Source organism: Sinorhizobium sp. 22678 (assembly GCF_052044265.1).
In the GTDB taxonomy this organism is placed as follows: Bacteria; Pseudomonadota; Alphaproteobacteria; order Rhizobiales; family Rhizobiaceae; genus Sinorhizobium; species Sinorhizobium meliloti_A.
Map to the genome: position 1 here is coordinate 73,742 of NZ_JBQEMS010000002.1, position 15,803 is coordinate 89,544.

The 15,803-nt window shown below is 63.3% G+C and carries 15 protein-coding genes and 1 pseudogene; 10 read left to right on the top strand and 6 right to left on the bottom strand.

Annotation, left to right across the window (positions count from 1 at the left end; all coding sequences use genetic code 11):
• The first annotated feature begins 111 nt into the window (after positions 1-111).
• From ACTJKL_RS03775 to ACTJKL_RS03795, 5 genes are all read left to right on the top strand, one after another.
• A complete protein-coding gene (locus ACTJKL_RS03775) occupies positions 112-261 on the top strand; it encodes a hypothetical protein (protein WP_018096896.1) in 150 nt (49 codons plus the stop codon).
• Positions 258-1,193 carry a site-specific tyrosine recombinase XerD gene (gene xerD / locus ACTJKL_RS03780; RefSeq protein ID WP_440852213.1) on the top strand — a complete coding sequence of 312 codons (936 nt, stop codon included), beginning with the start codon at positions 258-260 and terminating at the stop codon, positions 1,191-1,193. The genes ACTJKL_RS03775 and xerD overlap by 4 nt, the downstream gene beginning before the upstream one ends.
• A 63-nt stretch (positions 1,194-1,256) precedes the next feature.
• Positions 1,257-2,210 carry an acetyl-CoA carboxylase carboxyltransferase subunit alpha gene (locus tag ACTJKL_RS03785; protein ID WP_003527479.1) on the top strand — a complete coding sequence of 318 codons (954 nt, stop codon included), beginning with the start codon at positions 1,257-1,259 and terminating at the stop codon, positions 2,208-2,210.
• 241 nt (positions 2,211-2,451) lie between these two features.
• Positions 2,452-3,894, top strand: coding sequence for a L,D-transpeptidase family protein (locus ACTJKL_RS03790; RefSeq protein ID WP_440852214.1), 1,443 nt, complete (start codon positions 2,452-2,454; stop codon positions 3,892-3,894).
• The gene (locus tag ACTJKL_RS03795) at positions 3,894-4,130 is read left to right on the top strand and encodes a sulfurtransferase TusA family protein (RefSeq protein WP_100674164.1); all 237 of its coding nucleotides are present in this window, start codon (positions 3,894-3,896) and stop codon (positions 4,128-4,130) included. Before ACTJKL_RS03790 ends, ACTJKL_RS03795 begins: the two co-directional genes overlap by 1 nt.
• Before the next feature lie 33 nt (positions 4,131-4,163).
• Here ACTJKL_RS03795 and ACTJKL_RS03800 read toward each other — a convergent pair.
• From ACTJKL_RS03800 to ACTJKL_RS03815, 4 genes and pseudogenes are all read right to left on the bottom strand, one after another.
• Positions 4,164-4,253: pseudogene (locus ACTJKL_RS03800) on the bottom strand (VapC toxin family PIN domain ribonuclease); the annotation flags it as partial.
• A 10-nt stretch (positions 4,254-4,263) separates the two neighbouring features.
• Positions 4,264-4,497, bottom strand: coding sequence for a type II toxin-antitoxin system VapB family antitoxin (gene vapB / locus ACTJKL_RS03805; RefSeq protein WP_100674163.1), 234 nt, complete (start codon positions 4,495-4,497; stop codon positions 4,264-4,266).
• Between the two features lie 32 nt (positions 4,498-4,529).
• On the bottom strand, positions 4,530-5,678 hold the full coding sequence (locus ACTJKL_RS03810; protein ID WP_440852215.1) for a CobW family GTP-binding protein: 1,149 nt from the start codon (positions 5,676-5,678) through the stop codon (positions 4,530-4,532).
• A gap of 12 nt (positions 5,679-5,690) precedes the next feature.
• On the bottom strand, positions 5,691-6,773 hold the full coding sequence (locus ACTJKL_RS03815) for a D-alanyl-D-alanine carboxypeptidase family protein (protein WP_440852216.1): 1,083 nt from the start codon (positions 6,771-6,773) through the stop codon (positions 5,691-5,693).
• A 249-nt stretch (positions 6,774-7,022) separates the two neighbouring features.
• On the opposite strand from ACTJKL_RS03815, the gene ACTJKL_RS03820 reads away from it, so the two are divergent.
• A complete protein-coding gene (locus ACTJKL_RS03820; protein WP_440852217.1) occupies positions 7,023-8,186 on the top strand; it encodes a M20 aminoacylase family protein in 1,164 nt (387 codons plus the stop codon).
• A gap of 23 nt (positions 8,187-8,209) precedes the next feature.
• Positions 8,210-8,674: an Lrp/AsnC ligand binding domain-containing protein gene (locus ACTJKL_RS03825; protein ID WP_010970133.1), complete on the top strand. Its 465-nt coding sequence runs from the start codon at positions 8,210-8,212 to the stop codon at positions 8,672-8,674.
• 81 nt (positions 8,675-8,755) lie between these two features.
• Here the strand turns inward: ACTJKL_RS03825 and ACTJKL_RS03830 are convergent, their stop codons facing one another.
• Positions 8,756-9,799 carry an NAD(P)-dependent alcohol dehydrogenase gene (locus tag ACTJKL_RS03830; protein WP_440852218.1) on the bottom strand — a complete coding sequence of 348 codons (1,044 nt, stop codon included), beginning with the start codon at positions 9,797-9,799 and terminating at the stop codon, positions 8,756-8,758.
• Positions 9,800-10,051: 252 nt separating this feature from the next.
• On the opposite strand from ACTJKL_RS03830, the gene ACTJKL_RS03835 reads away from it, so the two are divergent.
• Complete coding sequence (locus tag ACTJKL_RS03835) at positions 10,052-10,993, top strand: AraC family transcriptional regulator (RefSeq protein WP_440852219.1); 942 nt, start codon at positions 10,052-10,054, stop codon at positions 10,991-10,993.
• Positions 10,994-11,046: 53 nt separating this feature from the next.
• Here the strand turns inward: ACTJKL_RS03835 and ACTJKL_RS03840 are convergent, their stop codons facing one another.
• Positions 11,047-11,589 carry an Lrp/AsnC family transcriptional regulator gene (locus tag ACTJKL_RS03840; RefSeq protein ID WP_198516873.1) on the bottom strand — a complete coding sequence of 181 codons (543 nt, stop codon included), beginning with the start codon at positions 11,587-11,589 and terminating at the stop codon, positions 11,047-11,049.
• 43 nt (positions 11,590-11,632) lie between these two features.
• Here ACTJKL_RS03840 and ACTJKL_RS03845 point away from each other — a divergent pair, with 43 nt between their 5' ends.
• Positions 11,633-14,686, top strand: coding sequence for an aminotransferase class III-fold pyridoxal phosphate-dependent enzyme (locus ACTJKL_RS03845; RefSeq protein WP_440852220.1), 3,054 nt, complete (start codon positions 11,633-11,635; stop codon positions 14,684-14,686).
• Between the two features lie 99 nt (positions 14,687-14,785).
• Positions 14,786-15,796, top strand: coding sequence for an amino acid ABC transporter substrate-binding protein (locus ACTJKL_RS03850; protein WP_440852221.1), 1,011 nt, complete (start codon positions 14,786-14,788; stop codon positions 15,794-15,796).
• The last annotated feature ends 7 nt before the right edge of the window (positions 15,797-15,803 follow it).

The window sequence follows — 15,803 nt, forward strand, 5'->3', positions numbered from 1 at the left end:
CGCGCCAGCGAAACGCCCTGCTCGACTGCAGCGATCGTGGTAACGCTTCGAACAGACGGCATGATCCGATGCCGTACCGTTCCTTTCCGGCGCCATGCAGAGGAGACTTGAATGCCCACCCTCTTCCGCTTCCTGTTCATCTGCGCCGTCGGGGCCGGCATGGTCTATGGCGCGATGGTGGCGCTCGTCACTTTCGTCGACCCGGTTGAGCGGGACGTGACGGTGCGCATTCCCTCGGAACGGGTCAACAAGCCGCAATGACGGATATGTCCGCAGCCTATGTCGAATCCTTTCTGGAAATGATGAGCGCCGAGCGTGGAGCGGCGGTAAACACGCTGCAATCCTACGAGCGCGACCTCAAGGACGCGCGTTCCTTCCTGCGCTCGCGCGGCACCGGGCTCACCGACGCCTCGGCCGACGATCTCAGAAGCTATCTCTCCCATCTCGCAGGCCAGGGCTTCAAATCGTCATCGCAAGCGCGGCGGCTCTCGGCGCTCCGGCAATTTTACAAGTTCCTCTATGCTGAGGGGCTGCGCACGGACGACCCGACGGGCATCCTCGACGCGCCGAAGAAAGCCCGCACACTCCCCAAGACGCTGAGCATCGAGCACGTCACCCGGCTGATCGGTCAGGCGGAAGCGGAGGCGAAGTCCGGCAAGGGCGATGCGATGGCGAATTTGCGCATGCACGCGCTGATCGAGCTCCTTTATGCGACAGGCATGCGCGTCAGCGAGCTCGTGTCGCTTCCGGCAAGCGTGCTTGCGCAGAACGGGCGTTTCCTCATAATTCGCGGCAAGGGTAACAAGGAAAGGCTCGTACCGCTGTCGCAGGCGGCGATCCGCGCCATGCGCGCCTATGGCGAACAACTGCAGGAAGACGGTGCGGACAGCCCCTGGCTGTTCCCCTCCAATGGCAAGACCGGCCATCTGCCGCGGCAGGTCTTTGCCCGCGACCTCAAGAGCCTCGCGGCGCGGGCAGGCATCCGGGTGGCGGCGATTTCGCCGCACGTGCTGCGCCATGCCTTCGCCAGTCATTTGCTCGCCAACGGCGCCGACCTTCGCGCCGTGCAGGAACTGCTCGGCCATTCAGACATTTCCACGACACAAATCTATACGCATGTGCTGGAAGAACGGCTTCACGACCTCGTGCAGAACCATCACCCCCTTGCCAAACAGGCGAAAAAACAGGATTAGGTCCGCCTGATGGAATGACTTGGCAGGGCGGCCCTTGTCGAAAAACGATCGGAAACGCGTCTGATGCACAATTATCTCGACTTCGAAAAACCCATCTCTGATCTCGAAGGCAAGATTCTCGAACTGAAGAAGCTCGCCAGCGAAGACGAGAGCGTTAACACATCAGACGAGATCGCCCGATTGGAAGGGCGCGTCCGCGATGCGATGGTCGAGATCTATTCCAAATTGTCCCCCTGGCAGAAGACCCAGGTCGCTCGCCACCCCTCGCGTCCGCATTTCCTGGACTATGCCTCGCGCCTCTTCACCGAGTTTACGCCGCTTGCCGGCGACCGGAATTTCGCCAATGACGACGCGATCCAGGCGGGGCTTGCCCGCTTTCACGGCACGCCCGTCGCCGTCATCGGTCAGGAGAAGGGCAACGACACCAAGTCGCGTATCAAGCACAATTTCGGCAGCCCCCGCCCCGAGGGCTATCGCAAGGCGACGCGCATAATGGAGATGGCCGACCGTTTCGGCCTGCCGCTGATAACGCTGGTCGACACGGCAGGCGCCTATCCGGGCGTCAACGCCGAGGAGCGGGGCCAGGCCGAGGCGATCGCCCGCTCGACCGAAATGTGCCTCAACGTCAAGGTGCCGATCGTCACCGTGGTGATCGGCGAAGGCGGCTCGGGCGGTGCGATCGCGATTGCGACCGGCAACCGCGTCTACATGCTGGAGCACGCGATCTACAGCGTGATCTCCCCGGAAGGTGCGGCCTCGATCCTCTGGCGCGACTCGACGCGCGCCAAGGAAGCCGCCAGCAACATGAAGATCACCGCCGAAGACCTGAAGTCGCTCGGCGTCATCGACGGAATAATCCCGGAGCCTGTCGGTGGAGCCCACCGCGACCCGGACGCGGTCATCAGCCGCACGGAAACCGTGATCGGCGATGCTCTCAAGGAGCTTTCCGCACGCAATGGCGACGAATTGCGGGCCGACCGGCGGCAGAAATATCTGAATATCGGCCGTAACCTCTGATTACGGCTCCGCACGCCGTTCCGATCCGAACCATTGCGATTATTCCCGGCGATCGGCAACCGGAAATCGGACTGTGGCCAAATCTTGGCCATATTCATCAGGTCATGAGAGGTGGCCATTCGCAGGGGGCGCCTGCACGGTTAAGATTTCGTGAAGAATAATGACGTACTGATTCGTTGACGCCTGTCCTTCGTGGAACAGGCGTGCACGGATAGAATGTGGCTAGAACGGGCTTTTGCCGATGCGTTTCAGGAACCTTGTCCTCACCGCCGCTGTCGCAGCCGCCCTTGCGGGCTGCACCAACGAGACTCTCGATTCGGTCAACCTGTCGTCCGTCAAGAACAAGACCGAGTATCAGCTTTCGGGCAAGATGGTCAGCAAGATGCGCGAGCTGGGCATGCAGAAGACGTCCCCGATCCTGTTGCGCATCTTCAAGGAAGAAGGGACGCTCGAAGTCTGGAAGGCGAACACGGCGAACCGGTTCCAGCTTCTGAAGAGCTACAAGATCTGCGCATGGTCGGGCAAGCTCGGGCCTAAGATGAAGGAGGGAGACCGGCAGGCGCCGGAGGGATTTTACCCGCTCTATCCGCACCAGATGAACCCGAATTCGAGCTACTACCTGGCGATCAATACGGGCTATCCGAACACATATGACAAGGCCAACGGCCGCACCGGCACCCATCTGATGATCCATGGTGCCTGCTCTTCGGCCGGCTGCTATTCGATGACGAACGAGCAGATCATCGAGATCTTCGCGCTCGCGCGCGACGCGTTCAAGGGCGGCCAGGAAAGCGTGCAGCTTCAAGCCTTTCCCTTCCGCATGACGGCGGAAAACATGGCGCGCCACCGCGACAATCCGAATATCGGGTTCTGGAAGATGCTGAAGGCCGGCTACGACCAGTTCGAAGTGACCAAGCGCCCGCCGGCAGTGAATGTCTGCGAGAGGAAATACGTCTTCAATCAGCAGGCTGAGGGGCAGTTCAGTGCGGCCGGCCAGTGCCCTGCCATGACGACGCCGCCGGCGCTGCAGATGGCGATGGCGACCTACGACAAGGACTATCGGCGCGACTACGAGAAGGCCTTGAAGAAATTAGACGGCATGGTCTGGTACGAGCCGACCGAGGCCGAACGCAAGGCGGTCGTCGCCGATCAGCGCAAGGGCCGCGAGCTTGCCTATGCGCCGACCGGCACCTCGCTCGATGCGGGCAAGCTGCTCAAGGTAAGCGATCTCGAAAAGAAGCTTGCCGAACAGAAAGAGGCCGAGGAAGCCAAGCAGGCAACCTTGATCCAGAAGGAAGCGCTGGAAAAGGCAGCCCGCGAAGGCAAGGGCCCGCCGGTGCCGCAGGCCAACCCGCTCGAGCGCCCCGTGGAGCAGGCAGCGGTGCAGGCCGAGCCCGCGAGGAAGTCGCTCTGGGGCCTGTTCTCTCGCAACGAGCCGGCGGCCGCGCCAGCCGCACCCGCCGCCGGGACTCCCGCGCAGCAGGCCGCAGGCCAGCCAACCGCTCAACAGCCCGCACCGGGCCAGCCGCAAGCCGCCGCCGGCGGGCAACAGGCAGCACCGCCGGCGCAGGACAATGCTCAGGTGGCCGCCGCTCCCGCCGGGAATGCGCAAGCGCAAGCACCAGAACAGCAGCCCGCCGAGCAGCCGAAGAAGCGCCCGTTCTGGAAACTCTGGGGCAATTGATGCCCGAGGAAGCGAGGCTACGCTACGATTTGAGGGGGCTGAAATGTCCCCTTCCCGTTTTGAAGACGCGCAAGCGAATGGAAAACCTGCCGCCCGGCGCGCTCATCGAGATCGAAACGACCGACCCGCTGGCCGTGATAGACATTCCGCATTTCTGCAAAGAGGACGGGCACCGGCTGGAGCAGGCTGAGCCGCTCGCAGACGGACATCGTTTCCTCATTCGCAAGCGGTGCTAACTAAATTGGCGGCGCATCGCGCCTTCGGATCTGTCACAGCCAGTTCTCGACCCTTACACCCGGCATGCGGACGATCTCGCGTATATTGTTGGTCACGACAATCAGCCCTTCGCTGCGCGCATTTGGGTGAGCATCAGAACGATCCGCGCGTTTCCGCCACCGGCTGCTTACGCTCGCTCATGAAATCCTCGCTGAGGCGCGGCCCGCTGGGGAACAGATCGTCCCATCTTTTGCCCTGGGGCACGATCACGCGGCTGCGGCCGATCTTGAGAATATCGACCTGATGCACGCTCTCGGGAAAGGCGACGGCCTTTGGCAGCCGCACCGCCTGGCTACGGTTACTGATGAACACGGTCGAACTGGCCAAGACCCATTCCTTTCTCAAGCCCACCGGAGCCGTCAGAACTTCATCCCCGGCACCGCCAGGGGGTTGTCCGCGAGCGCCTGCGCATCCGGTCGGTCGACGCGGGGCTTGCCCGTGAAGGCGTCGAAGAGGTCGCGCACGAATGCTTCCTCCAGGCCTTTGGTGATCAGCACCATTCGCGTCCGGCGATCGGCCGGGTCGGGCCAGGCGGCAAGCCGTTCCGGCGCGTGAAAGACCGTCTGCACGCCGTGCAGCACCACCGGCCTCTCCGGATTGTCCGCGACGGAAACGATCGCCTTCATGCGCAGCAGCTTTTCTCCATGAGCCGAGCGCAGGAGGTCGATGAACATCTCTAGCGCCATCGGTTCGATCGGCCGGTCATGCACGATGCTGAATGAGCGGATGTCCGAACCATGACGATTGACGTCGTGACGGTGGCTCCCATGGCCGTGACCATCTTCGTGGTGGTCGTCTTGGTGGTGGTGGTGGTGGCGGTGGTCGTCCGCATGGGCCTCGTCCTGAAGCCAGCGCCCGACATCGGCGACCTTGGTCGAGGCGTCGTAAAGACCGCAGGCGAAGAGGTCGGCCCGGCCCGCCTTTTCCGTGTCGCCGTCGATGATCGGCGCGCGCGGGTTGAGATCCCTGAGCTGCGCCTCGAGCCTGCCGATCCCATCATCTTTGGCGAGCCCGCTTTTGCTGATCACCAGCCGGTCGGCCACCGCGATCTGCTTCATGGCTTCCACATGATTGGCGATCGTCTGCTCGCCGTTGACCGCATCGACGACGGTGACGACTCCGTCCAGCCGGAAATTCTGGGCAATCACGGGATTGCCGAGGACGGATTGAAGCACCGGTGCCGGATCGGCAAGCCCGGTGGTCTCGATGACGACGCGCTTCAGCGGCTTGATGCGGCCGGTCTGCATCCGGTCCATGAGATCGGCCAGCGTATCGACGAGCTCGCCGCGCACGGTGCAGCACAGGCAGCCGTCGGAAAGCTCGATGACGCCGTCACTCGAAGCCTCGACCAGGAGGTGGTCGATGGAGACATCGCCGAATTCGTTGATGATAACGGCCGTGTCGGCAAGCGCCGGATCCTTGAGCACCCGGTTCAGAAGGGTCGTCTTGCCCGCGCCGAGAAAGCCGGTGAGGATCGAGACCGGCACCACCGGCATTGGACCGTTCATGAAAGACTCCGTTCAGAAGCTCGGGCGCGGGATCGGAATCGGCACATTGGCGATCTCGACCGCATCGCCCTGTGCCGTGGCATCGCTGCCGGCTTTTGCCGTCTTGTCGTCGCTGCCGGGTATGAGGCCGGCGAAGGCAAGTTTCAGCGGGCGGTCGATCTCGTGGATATAGGGTGAAAGCAGCTTCTGCCGGCCGGCCTCGTCACGCCCCTCGCTGCGCACCTTCGCCGCCTGCTTCGAGCAGATTTCCTTGCTGATATCGGCAACCACCTCGCGGGTTTCGCCATACGGCACGATCTCCGCAAGCGAGGGCTTGCCCGTGCTCACCGTGGTAAAGGCCATCTGCAGGAGCCTGGCCGACTCGTCGGCACGCGCTGCAAGGCTGTCTTCGCCGAGCACGACCGAAACCACCCTGCGGCCGCCGCGGCTCGCCGAGGAGACCTGATTGAAGCCCGAGGCGCAAATGAACCCCGTCTTCATGCCGTCCGCCCCATCGAAGCGGCCTATCAGCATGTTGTAATTGGGATAGTCCTTCTTGCCGGTGGTGAAGCCTTCCAGCGCGAAATAGGACGCATATTGCGGGAATTCGCGCTTCAGCGTAAGCGCGAGCACCGCAAGGTCCCGGGCCGTCGTATATTGCCCTTTGCCCGGCAGGCCGTTGGGATTGATGAAATGCGACGAGGTCATGCCGATGCGGCGCGCCTCGGCATTCATCTTGTCGATGAAGGCCTGTTCGGATCCGCCGACCGTCTCGGCGATCGCAACGGCGACGTCGTTCGCCGACTTGATCAGCATCATCTTCAACGCGCTGTCGAGCGTCATCTTCTGGCCGGGCTTGTAGAACATCTTGCTCGGCGGCTCCGAAGCGGCGTTCTTCGTCATGACCACCGGGCTTTCCAACGTCAGCTGCCCCGCCTGGATGGCACGGAACGTGGTATAGGCCGTCATGAGCTTGGTCAGTGACGCCGGATACCATTTCTGGAAGATGTCCTGATGCTCGTAGACCTTGAGCGTATCCACGTCGATCACCAGCCGCGGATTGGCCGATGCAGGCAGCGCCGCAGCCAGGACGACCGCGCAAGCTCCCGCAAGCATGCCTATCCTGCCCAATCTGTCGCCCAACGGGAATCGTGCTATTGCCACAATCCAAACCTCGAAATTCCGGAGTTGCCTCGTATCGTCCCGCTATTTAGCCTATATGGCAAGGAGATGGCAAAGCCCATTCATCGGGCTGCCGCGCCAATCCACCGCCCGGACACTCCAGCGGCGAGACTCCAGCCGACGCTGAAGCGTCGGGACTCGCGTGTCGAACCGAAGTGAACGAACAGACGACAGGAACGAACAATGCCGATTCTAAACCGTGCCGCCGAGCTCAAGAACGAAGTGACCGAATGGCGGCGCCATCTGCACCAGAACCCGGAGCTCCTGTTCGCGGTGGAAAATACGGCAGCCTTCGTCGAAAAAAAACTGAGGGAATTCGGCGTTGACGAAATCGTGACCGGCCTCGGCCGGACCGGGGTCGTCGGCCTCATCCGCGGCAATCGCGGCCCGGGCCGCACCGTCGGGCTCAGGGCCGACATGGACGCCCTGCCGATCACCGAAGCAAGCGGCAGGTCCTGGTCCTCGACGGCCCCCGGCAAGATGCATGCCTGCGGCCATGACGGCCATACGGCCATGCTGCTCGGCGCGGCGAAGTATCTTGCCGAAACGCGTAACTTCGCCGGCAATGTCGCGGTGATCTTCCAGCCGGCGGAGGAAGGCGGCGGCGGCGGCAACGAGATGGTGAAGGACGGCATGATGGAGCGCTTCGCGATCGAAGAGGTCTACGGCATGCACAACATGCCGGGGATGCCGGTCGGCCACTTCGGCAGCCGCGCCGGCCCGATCATGGCCTCGACCGACGAGTTCACCATCACCGTCAAGGGCCGCGGCGGCCACGCCGCTCAGCCGCACAAGACGATCGACCCCATCGCCATCGGCGCCCAGATCGTCAGCGCGCTGCAGACGATCGCCTCGCGCACCGTCGATCCGCTTGCCTCCGTCGTCGTCTCCGTCACCAAGTTCAATGCCGGCTTCGCCCACAACGTCATCCCCGAACAGGCCGTACTCGCCGGCACCGTGCGCGCGCTGACGCCGGAAGTGCGCGACACCGGCGAAGCCCGGATCCGCCAGATCGCCGAGAACATCGCCGGTGCCTACGGCGCCACCGTCGACGTCTGGTACGGCCGCAACTATCCCGTGACCGTAAACCACGCCGCCGAGACCGGTCACGCGCTCGCCGTCGCCGCGACGGTCGCCGGCGAAGGCAACGTCAACGCAGCGCTCGACCCGATGATGGGCGGCGAGGACTTTTCCTACATGCTGCTGGCGCGGCCGGGCGCCTTCGTCTTCATCGGCAATGGCGATACGGCGGGACTGCATCACCCGGCTTACGACTTCAACGACGAAGCCATTCCGCACGGAATTTCCTACTGGGTGAAGCTCGCCGAAACACGGCTTGCCGCCTGAGGCACGGAAAGCGGGAGGCGACCATGCACCAGATCGACAAGACGGACCGGAGAATCCTCAATATCCTGCAGGCGGACGGGCGGATTACCAATCTGGAGCTGGCGGACCGGATCGGGCTTTCCCCGACGGCGACCAGCGAACGCCTGAGGCGGCTGCTGAAGGAAGGTTACGTCTCCGGCTTCGGTGCGCGTCTCGACCCCCACAAGCTCGGCTTCGGGCTGTTGGTCTTCATCGAAGTGATGCTCGACAAGACGACGCCGGAAGTCTTCGACCAGTTCGCGGCCGCCATAAAGCAGGCGCCCGCTGTGCTCGAATGCCACATGGTCGCGGGCGGCTTCGACTATCTCGTCAAGACCCGCTTCGAGGACATGGCCGCCTACCGCAACTTCCTCGGCCAGGTGCTTTGGACGCTCCCGGGCGTCAAGGAGACCCGGACCTATGCGGTGATGGAAGAGATCAAGAATGACGGGCCGCTGCCGCTGCTCTGAGTAGCGGCAGCGGCCCGCCAGAGCGGGATTAAGAAGTGTGCGGTTTCCGCCCGCATCCCGCGTCTCACCTATCGGAATCGATCACGCCTTGATCGATTCCATGTCGATCACGAAGCGGTAGCGCACGTCGCTTCTCACCACCCGCTCATAGGCCTCGTTGATCTGCTCCATGCGGATCGTCTCGATCTCCGAAACGATTCCGTGCGCGCCGCAGAAATCGAGCATTTCCTGCGTCTCCTTGATAGAACCGATCATGGAGCCGGAAATGCTGCGGCGTGCCGGCACCAGCGAGAAGGCATGGACCGGCACCGGATTCTCCGGAATGCCGACGAGCACCAGATCGCCATCGACCTTCAGGAGGTTGAGATAGGCGTTCCAGTCGATTTCGGCCGCGACCGTGCAGATGATAAGGTCGAAGCTGCCTGCGAGCTTTGTGAATGTCTCCGGATCCTTCGTCGCGAAGTAGTGATCCGCCCCGAGCTTAAGCCCGTCCTCTTTCTTCGAAAGCGTCTGGCTGAGCACCGTAACCTCCGCGCCCATCGCATGGGCGAGCTTCACGCCCATATGGCCGAGACCGCCCAAGCCGACGATCGCCACCTTCTTGCCGGGGCCGGCCTTCCAGTGACGCAGCGGCGAGTAGAGCGTGATGCCGGCGCAAAGCAGCGGTGCGGCAGCGTCGAGCGGAAGGTTGTCCGGGATGGAGAGTACATAGCCTTCCTTGACGACGATATGGTCGGAATAGCCGCCTTGGGTCGGTGTTCCATCTGCCTCGACGCCGTTGTAGGTCACCACCAGGCCCGGCAGATACTGCTCCAGATCGTGGTCGCGCTTGGCGCAGGTCGTGCAGGAGTCGACGAAGCAGCCGACCCCCACCCGATCGCCGATCTTGAACCTGGTGACCTTGGAGCCGACCGCCCTGACGATGCCGACGATTTCGTGGCCCGGCACCATGGGGAAGGTCGAATTGCCCCATTCGTCGCGCGCCTGGTGGATATCGGAATGGCAGACGCCGCAATATTTGATGTCGATCACCACGTCGTCGTCGCGCGGTTCGCGACGCTCGAAGGTGAAGGGTGCGAGCGGCTTCGACGCGTCCGTCGCCGCATATCCTCTTGCAATGGCCATGGGTCTGTCCTTCATGTCTGGGAGTGGCATGTCTGCGAGTGGCATGTCTGGGAGTGGCGCGCCCATCGGTCTATGGACCGCAGGCGGCAGGGCGGACTATGCTGCCTCACAAGGCCATTGCGTTAGTGCGATCCTGCAAGACTTTTGCACGATTCTGCGAGAATCGCCGAAGGCAGCTGGCGGAATAGCACCGACAACCTATCTGACCCCCTGTCTCCGCACGGATCTAAGCTATTGGAAAGTCCACCGAAGATGACAAAATCACAGCGCATGCCGCGTCAGGAAATGATCGACATCATTGCCCGGATCGCCGGAGAGGACGGCGATCATCCGACGATTATACCAGGGCTGAGCGTTCACCGGCATTCCGTTTCCGCGAAGCCGAATTGCGCCGCCTACAAGCCGAGCCTGGCGATCATTGTCCAAGGGGCGAAACGTGTCGTGCTCGGTGAGGAAACCCTCGTCTACGGCGCCTCGGACTACCTTTTGACCTCCATCGACCTGCCGGTTCTCTCTCAGATATCGCTCGCCTCGCCCGAGGAGCCCTATCTCAGCATGGCCTTCCAGATCGATACGACGAGGCTTCCGGCGCTCCTCGACGCAATCGGCCCGGAGGCTGCGAAAGCCCCGGGTTCGCCGCGCGGCATGACGGTCAGCAAGCTCACACCCGATCTTGAGGACACGGCGCTTCGGCTGCTGCGGCTCCTCGACAGACCGGATGATATCGCGGTGCTGCTGCCGCTGATCGAGCAGGAACTGCTTTATCGCCTGCTGCTCGGACCGCACGGCGCCAGGCTCCGCCAGATGGCGACCACGGAGAGCCAGCCGCACCAGATCGGCCGCGCGGTGTCCTGGCTGAAGGAACATTATTCCCGCCCCTTGCGCATCGACGACCTCGCAAGCCGCGTCAGCATGAGCGTCTCCTCGCTTCATCACCATTTCAAGGCGATCACGGCGATGAGCCCGCTGCAGTACCAGAAGCAACTGCGCCTGCAGGAGGCAAGGCGGCTGATGCTCGAGGAGCGTCTCGATGCCGGCGATGCCGGCCACAAGGTCGGCTATGAGAGCCAGTCCCAGTTCAGCCGCGAATATGCCCGCCATTTCGGCGAGCCGCCGATGCGCGATGTCGGCCGCGTCCGCCGAAGCCTCATCGGCCGTACGATCGGCGAGGTTGAGATGCTGAGCGAGGGTTAGAGCAGTTCCAGGAAAACTGTCGGACGGTTTTCCGTCCGGAAGAGCGTAGCTGCTCAGCTTCGTTCGATATCGCGGCGCAGCACGATCGAGGTTGTCAGATCCTCGACATTGTCGAGCTGCGCGACTTCGTTGCGCAGTTCGTTCAGCGCGTTGATCGAAGCGACCTTGACTTCCACGACGAGATCGAGCTGGCCGCTGACCGAGAAAACGCGTCTGACGGAGGAAAACCCGGCTAGCCGGTCGAGCACGCCGAGCGAGGGCGTCCGCTTCAGCGTCACCAGCAGGAAAGCCTCGATCTCCCCCTCCTCCAGCTGGCCGATGTCGGCGCGATAGCCGCGAATGACGCCGGCCTTCTCCAGCCGCGCGACACGCTCGGCCGTCGCACTGCGCGACAATCCGATACGCCCGGCAAGCGACTTCATGGGAATACGCGCCTCGCGGCTCAATATGCTGAGGATCGTTCGGTCTGTCGCGTCGATATCCTGCCTCCTGCGGCCGGCCAGAGGGACTGCCGGGCGGCTGTCGAGCGCCGCCGGCAAGATGACGGTTATTATAACCAAAGTGCCGGTGCAACCGGCGAAATGCCGGATGCACATGCCGAACGGGCGTGCAACTCTCGTGACAAGAGCGGGGGTCTCCATGAACGACATGCTGAAAACGACGCCGGATTTCACGATCGAGGAAGCGCAAGCCCTCCTCGCGCAGCACTTCGCCCTGGATGGGTCACTTCAGCCGCTGGACAGCGAGCGGGACCAAAACTTCAAGGTCAATACCGGTGATGGCCGCTGCTACATTCTGAAGATCGTCAACGGCGCCGAACCGGAAATCGAAAGCGACTTCCAGACAGCGCTGCTGAAGCACGCCGGCGAAAATGCAGGAGACCTGCCGGTTCCGCATTTGCAACCGACACTGTCCGGCGAGAACCTCGCGACGACCACGAGACGCGGGATCGTCCATCGATTGCGGCTGGTCACCTGGGTTCCGGGAACTCCGCTCGCACAGTCCGATCGGAGCGATGGAGCACTTCACTCCCTCGGCCGGATGCTCGGCCGTTTCGATGCCTCGCTTAAAGGCTTCATGCATGCGGGCGCCCTGCGCGATCTCGACTGGGACATCCGCAATGCCGGACGTTCTGCCGGACGGCTCGCATATGTGGCCGATCTCCAGGATCGTGCTCTTCTCCAGCGCTTTCTCGACCGCTTCGACGAGCGGGTCGCCCCGCGGCTCCCGATGCTGCGCTCCGCCGTCATCCACAACGACGCAAACGACTGGAACGTCCTCATCGATGAAGACGACCACGACCGCATTTCCGGCATCATCGACTTTGGCGACGCCCTCTACGCGCCCGTCATCGCCGAAGTCGCGATCGCCGCCGCCTATGCCGGCCTCGACCACCCCGATCCGATCGGCGCTGCGGCTGCGATCGCCAGCGGCTACCATGCCGAATACCCGCTCCTCGAAGAAGAAGTCGATCTCCTCTTCGACCTGATTGCCATGCGGCTGGTCACCTCGGTGACGATCTCCGCATCACGCCGGGCGCATACCGCCGACAACCCCTATCTCGCGATCAGCGAAAGGCCGGCCTGGGCGCTGTTGCGCAAACTCGATGCGATGAACCCGCGTTTCTCAACGGCGATCCTGAGAAAGGCCTGCGGTTTCGAGACAGTGGCCGGAGCCCGCGCGGTCGCCTCCTGGATCGTCGGAAATCGCAAGAGCCTCCTGCCGCTTCTCGATCGTCCAGCCGCGGCCTATCCGGCCGCTCTCGTCCCCTACGGCGATCCGGCGCATCCGATGACCGTCAGTTCGGCGGCCGGCCGGCCGCATGACGCGCAGTCGGTCTGGGAAGAGCAATGCCGCAGGGCCGGCGTCGAGCTCGGCATCGGCCCCTGGGGTGAGGCCCGCACCGTCTATTCGGGCGAGATGTTCATCTCCCGCATGGTCGAAGAGACGCGCCGCACGCGCCATCTGGGTCTTGACCTCTTCATGGCCGCGGGCACCAAGGTCCATACGCCGCTTGCAGCCACCGTCGCGAGCGTCGAGATCGAGAAGGATCCGCTCGGATACGGTTGCCTTATCGCTCTGCGCCATGAACCGGACGGCTGCCCGCCTTTCCTGACGCTATGGGGCCATCTTGCCCATGAGGCCGTCGGCCGGCTGAAGGCCGGCGACAGGCTGGAGGCCGGCGCGCTTGTCGGAGAAATGGGCGCTCCGGAAGAAAACGGCGGCTGGGCGCCGCATCTGCATCTGCAGATCTCCACCGACACAAGTCTCGCAGCGACGGACATCCTCGGCGTCGGCGAGGAGCGCTATCTCGACGTCTGGGCAGAACTCTTCCCCGACGCGAGCACATTTGCCGGCATCGCGCGGGAATTCTACGACCGGAGCGGCCGCCCCCACGAGGACATCATCAGGCAACGGAAAGAGCTGCTGCTGCCGAACCTGTCGATTTCCTACGAGAAACCGATCAAGTTCGTGCGTGGCGAAGGCGTGTGGCTGATCGACGATCGCGGCCGCGCCTATCTCGACTGCTTCAACAATGTCTGCCACATCGGCCACGCCCATCCGGCCGTGGTGGACGCATTGGCCCGGCAGGCAGGGACGCTCAACACCAACACGCGCTACCTGCACGACAACATCGTCGCCTATGCCGAGCGGATGACGGCCACGATGCCGAAGGAACTCGCCGTCGCCGCCTTCGCCAACAGCGGCTCCGAAGCCAACAGTCTCGCCCTGCGCCTGATGCGCGCGCACACGGGCAAAGAAAACGCCGTCGTGTTGGACTGGGCCTATCACGGTACGACGCAGGAGCTGATCGATCTCAGCGCATACAAGTTCCGCCGCAAGGGCGGAAAGGGCCAGAAGCCGCATGTTCACGTGGCGGCCGTTCCGGACAGTTACCACGCGCCGGCCGCCTGGCCGCCGGAGGAACACGGCAGGCGCTTCGCCGAAAACGTGGCCGAGCTGATCGCGGCGATGCGCGCCCGAGGCGAAGCGCCGGGCTTCTTCCTCGCCGAATCCATTCCGAGCGTCGCAGGCCAGGTGTTTCTGCCGGATGGCTACCTCAAGGAGGTCTACCGAATGATTCGGGAGGCCGGCGGCGTCTGCATCGCCGACGAGGTGCAGGTCGGCTTCGGCCGGGTCGGCAGCCATTGGTGGGCCTTCGAGACGCAAGGCGTCGTTCCTGATATCGTCACCATGGGCAAGCCGATCGGCAATGGTCATCCACTCGCCGCGGTCGTCACGACGCGTGAGATCGCGGCCTCGTTCGACAACGGCATGGAGTATTTCAACACCTTCGGCGGCAACCCGGTGTCCTGCGCCGTCGGTCTCGCCGTGCTCGACGTCATCGAAGGCGAGGACCTGCGCCGCAATGCGCTCGATATCGGCAATCATCTTCTCGCCGCCTTCCGGACCATGCAGGAGCGCTACGAGGTCATCGGCGACGTTCGCGGCCTCGGCCTGTTCCTCGGCATTGAGCTCGTCAGCGACCGCAGAACCAGGGCGCCGGCGACGGAGATCGCCCGGGCCGTCGCGAACGGAGCCCGCCAGCGCGGCGTGCTGATGGGCACTGAGGGCCCACATGACAACGTCCTGAAAATGCGGCCGCCGATGATCTTTTCGAAGTGCGACGCGGATCACCTGATCGCCGTGCTCGAGGAAACGTTCGAGGCCGTGCTGGCGCGAGCCGGATAATTACGAAGTAGAGGCATTACCGAAGAACCAGACCACTCCGGGCGCGACGCGCGTCCTGGAGCTCAATGATTGCGTCTTATAACGGAGGAGGACAGGACGATGAAAACCGGCATTTTGGCACTCTTTGCGACGGCGTTTCTTGCCGGCACGACGGCGCAGGCCGCAACCCTCGACGTCGTCAAGCAGCGCGGCGAGCTGCGTTGCGGCGTGAGCCAGGGCGTGCTCGGCTTCTCCGCCCCGGACGATAAGGGCGAGTGGTCCGGCTTCGACATCGATTTCTGCCGTGCGGTCGCGGCCGCCACCCTCGGCAGCCCGGAGAAGGTGAAATATGTGCCGCTTTCGACCAAGGAGCGCTTCACCGCGCTCCAGTCCGGCGAGGTCGACCTGCTTTCGCGCCAGACCACCTGGACGCTTTCGCGCGACACGGATCTGGGCATGAGCTTCGTCGGCGTGAACTATTATGACGGTCAGGCCTTCATGGTGCGCAACGATATCGGCGTGAAGAGCGTCAAGGAGCTCTCGGGCGCCTCCGTCTGCACGGAGACCGGCACCACGACCGAACAGAACATGGCGGATTATTTCAGCGCCAACAGCATCGAGTATCAGGTGATCGCCTTCGAAAAGGCGGACCAGACGATCCAGGCCTTCAATTCCGGCCGCTGCGACGTCTATTCCACCGATGCCTCCGCGCTCTATTCGCAGCGGCTGACGCTCAATGATCCTGACCGCTTCGTCGTCCTGCCGGAGGTCATTTCCAAGGAGCCACTCGGCCCCGCCGTCCGCCAGGGCGACGATCAATGGTTCAAGGTCGTTCGCTGGACGCTCTTCGCGATGATCGAGGCAGAGGAGCTGGGCATCACCCGGGACAATGCCGCTTCGCGCCTCGAAAGCGGAACCGCCGCACAAAAGCGCTTCCTCGGCATCGACAACGAAGCCGGAAAGGCGCTCGGGCTCGATCCGAAATGGGCCTACCAGACGGTGGCTGCGGTCGGCAATTACGGTGAGATCTTCGAGCGTCACCTCGGCAAGGAGAGCGCGCTCAGGATCGATCGCGGCCTCAACAGGCTCTGGAACCACGGCGGCCTGATCTACGCGCCGCCGGTCCGCTGACCTACTG

Excerpts from the sequence above, each read along its gene's own strand:
- ACTJKL_RS03775 (WP_018096896.1), top strand. The coding sequence starts at position 112 with ATGCCCACCCTCTTCCGCTTCCTGTTCATCTGCGCCGTCGGGGCCGGC.
- ACTJKL_RS03810 (WP_440852215.1), bottom strand. The coding sequence starts at position 5,678 with ATGAACGGTCCAATGCCGGTGGTGCCGGTCTCGATCCTCACCGGCTTT.
- ACTJKL_RS03840 (WP_198516873.1), bottom strand. The coding sequence starts at position 11,589 with ATGTGCATCCGGCATTTCGCCGGTTGCACCGGCACTTTGGTTATAATA.
- ACTJKL_RS03835 (WP_440852219.1), top strand. The coding sequence starts at position 10,052 with ATGACAAAATCACAGCGCATGCCGCGTCAGGAAATGATCGACATCATT.
- ACTJKL_RS03830 (WP_440852218.1), bottom strand. The coding sequence starts at position 9,799 with ATGGCCATTGCAAGAGGATATGCGGCGACGGACGCGTCGAAGCCGCTC.
- ACTJKL_RS03795 (WP_100674164.1), top strand. The coding sequence starts at position 3,894 with ATGCCCGAGGAAGCGAGGCTACGCTACGATTTGAGGGGGCTGAAATGT.
- ACTJKL_RS03845 (WP_440852220.1), top strand. The coding sequence starts at position 11,633 with ATGAACGACATGCTGAAAACGACGCCGGATTTCACGATCGAGGAAGCG.
- ACTJKL_RS03785 (WP_003527479.1), top strand. The coding sequence starts at position 1,257 with ATGCACAATTATCTCGACTTCGAAAAACCCATCTCTGATCTCGAAGGC.
- xerD (WP_440852213.1), top strand. The coding sequence starts at position 258 with ATGACGGATATGTCCGCAGCCTATGTCGAATCCTTTCTGGAAATGATG.
- ACTJKL_RS03815 (WP_440852216.1), bottom strand. The coding sequence starts at position 6,773 with ATGCTTGCGGGAGCTTGCGCGGTCGTCCTGGCTGCGGCGCTGCCTGCA.
- ACTJKL_RS03825 (WP_010970133.1), top strand. The coding sequence starts at position 8,210 with ATGCACCAGATCGACAAGACGGACCGGAGAATCCTCAATATCCTGCAG.
- ACTJKL_RS03850 (WP_440852221.1), top strand. The coding sequence starts at position 14,786 with ATGAAAACCGGCATTTTGGCACTCTTTGCGACGGCGTTTCTTGCCGGC.
- ACTJKL_RS03820 (WP_440852217.1), top strand. The coding sequence starts at position 7,023 with ATGCCGATTCTAAACCGTGCCGCCGAGCTCAAGAACGAAGTGACCGAA.
- ACTJKL_RS03790 (WP_440852214.1), top strand. The coding sequence starts at position 2,452 with ATGCGTTTCAGGAACCTTGTCCTCACCGCCGCTGTCGCAGCCGCCCTT.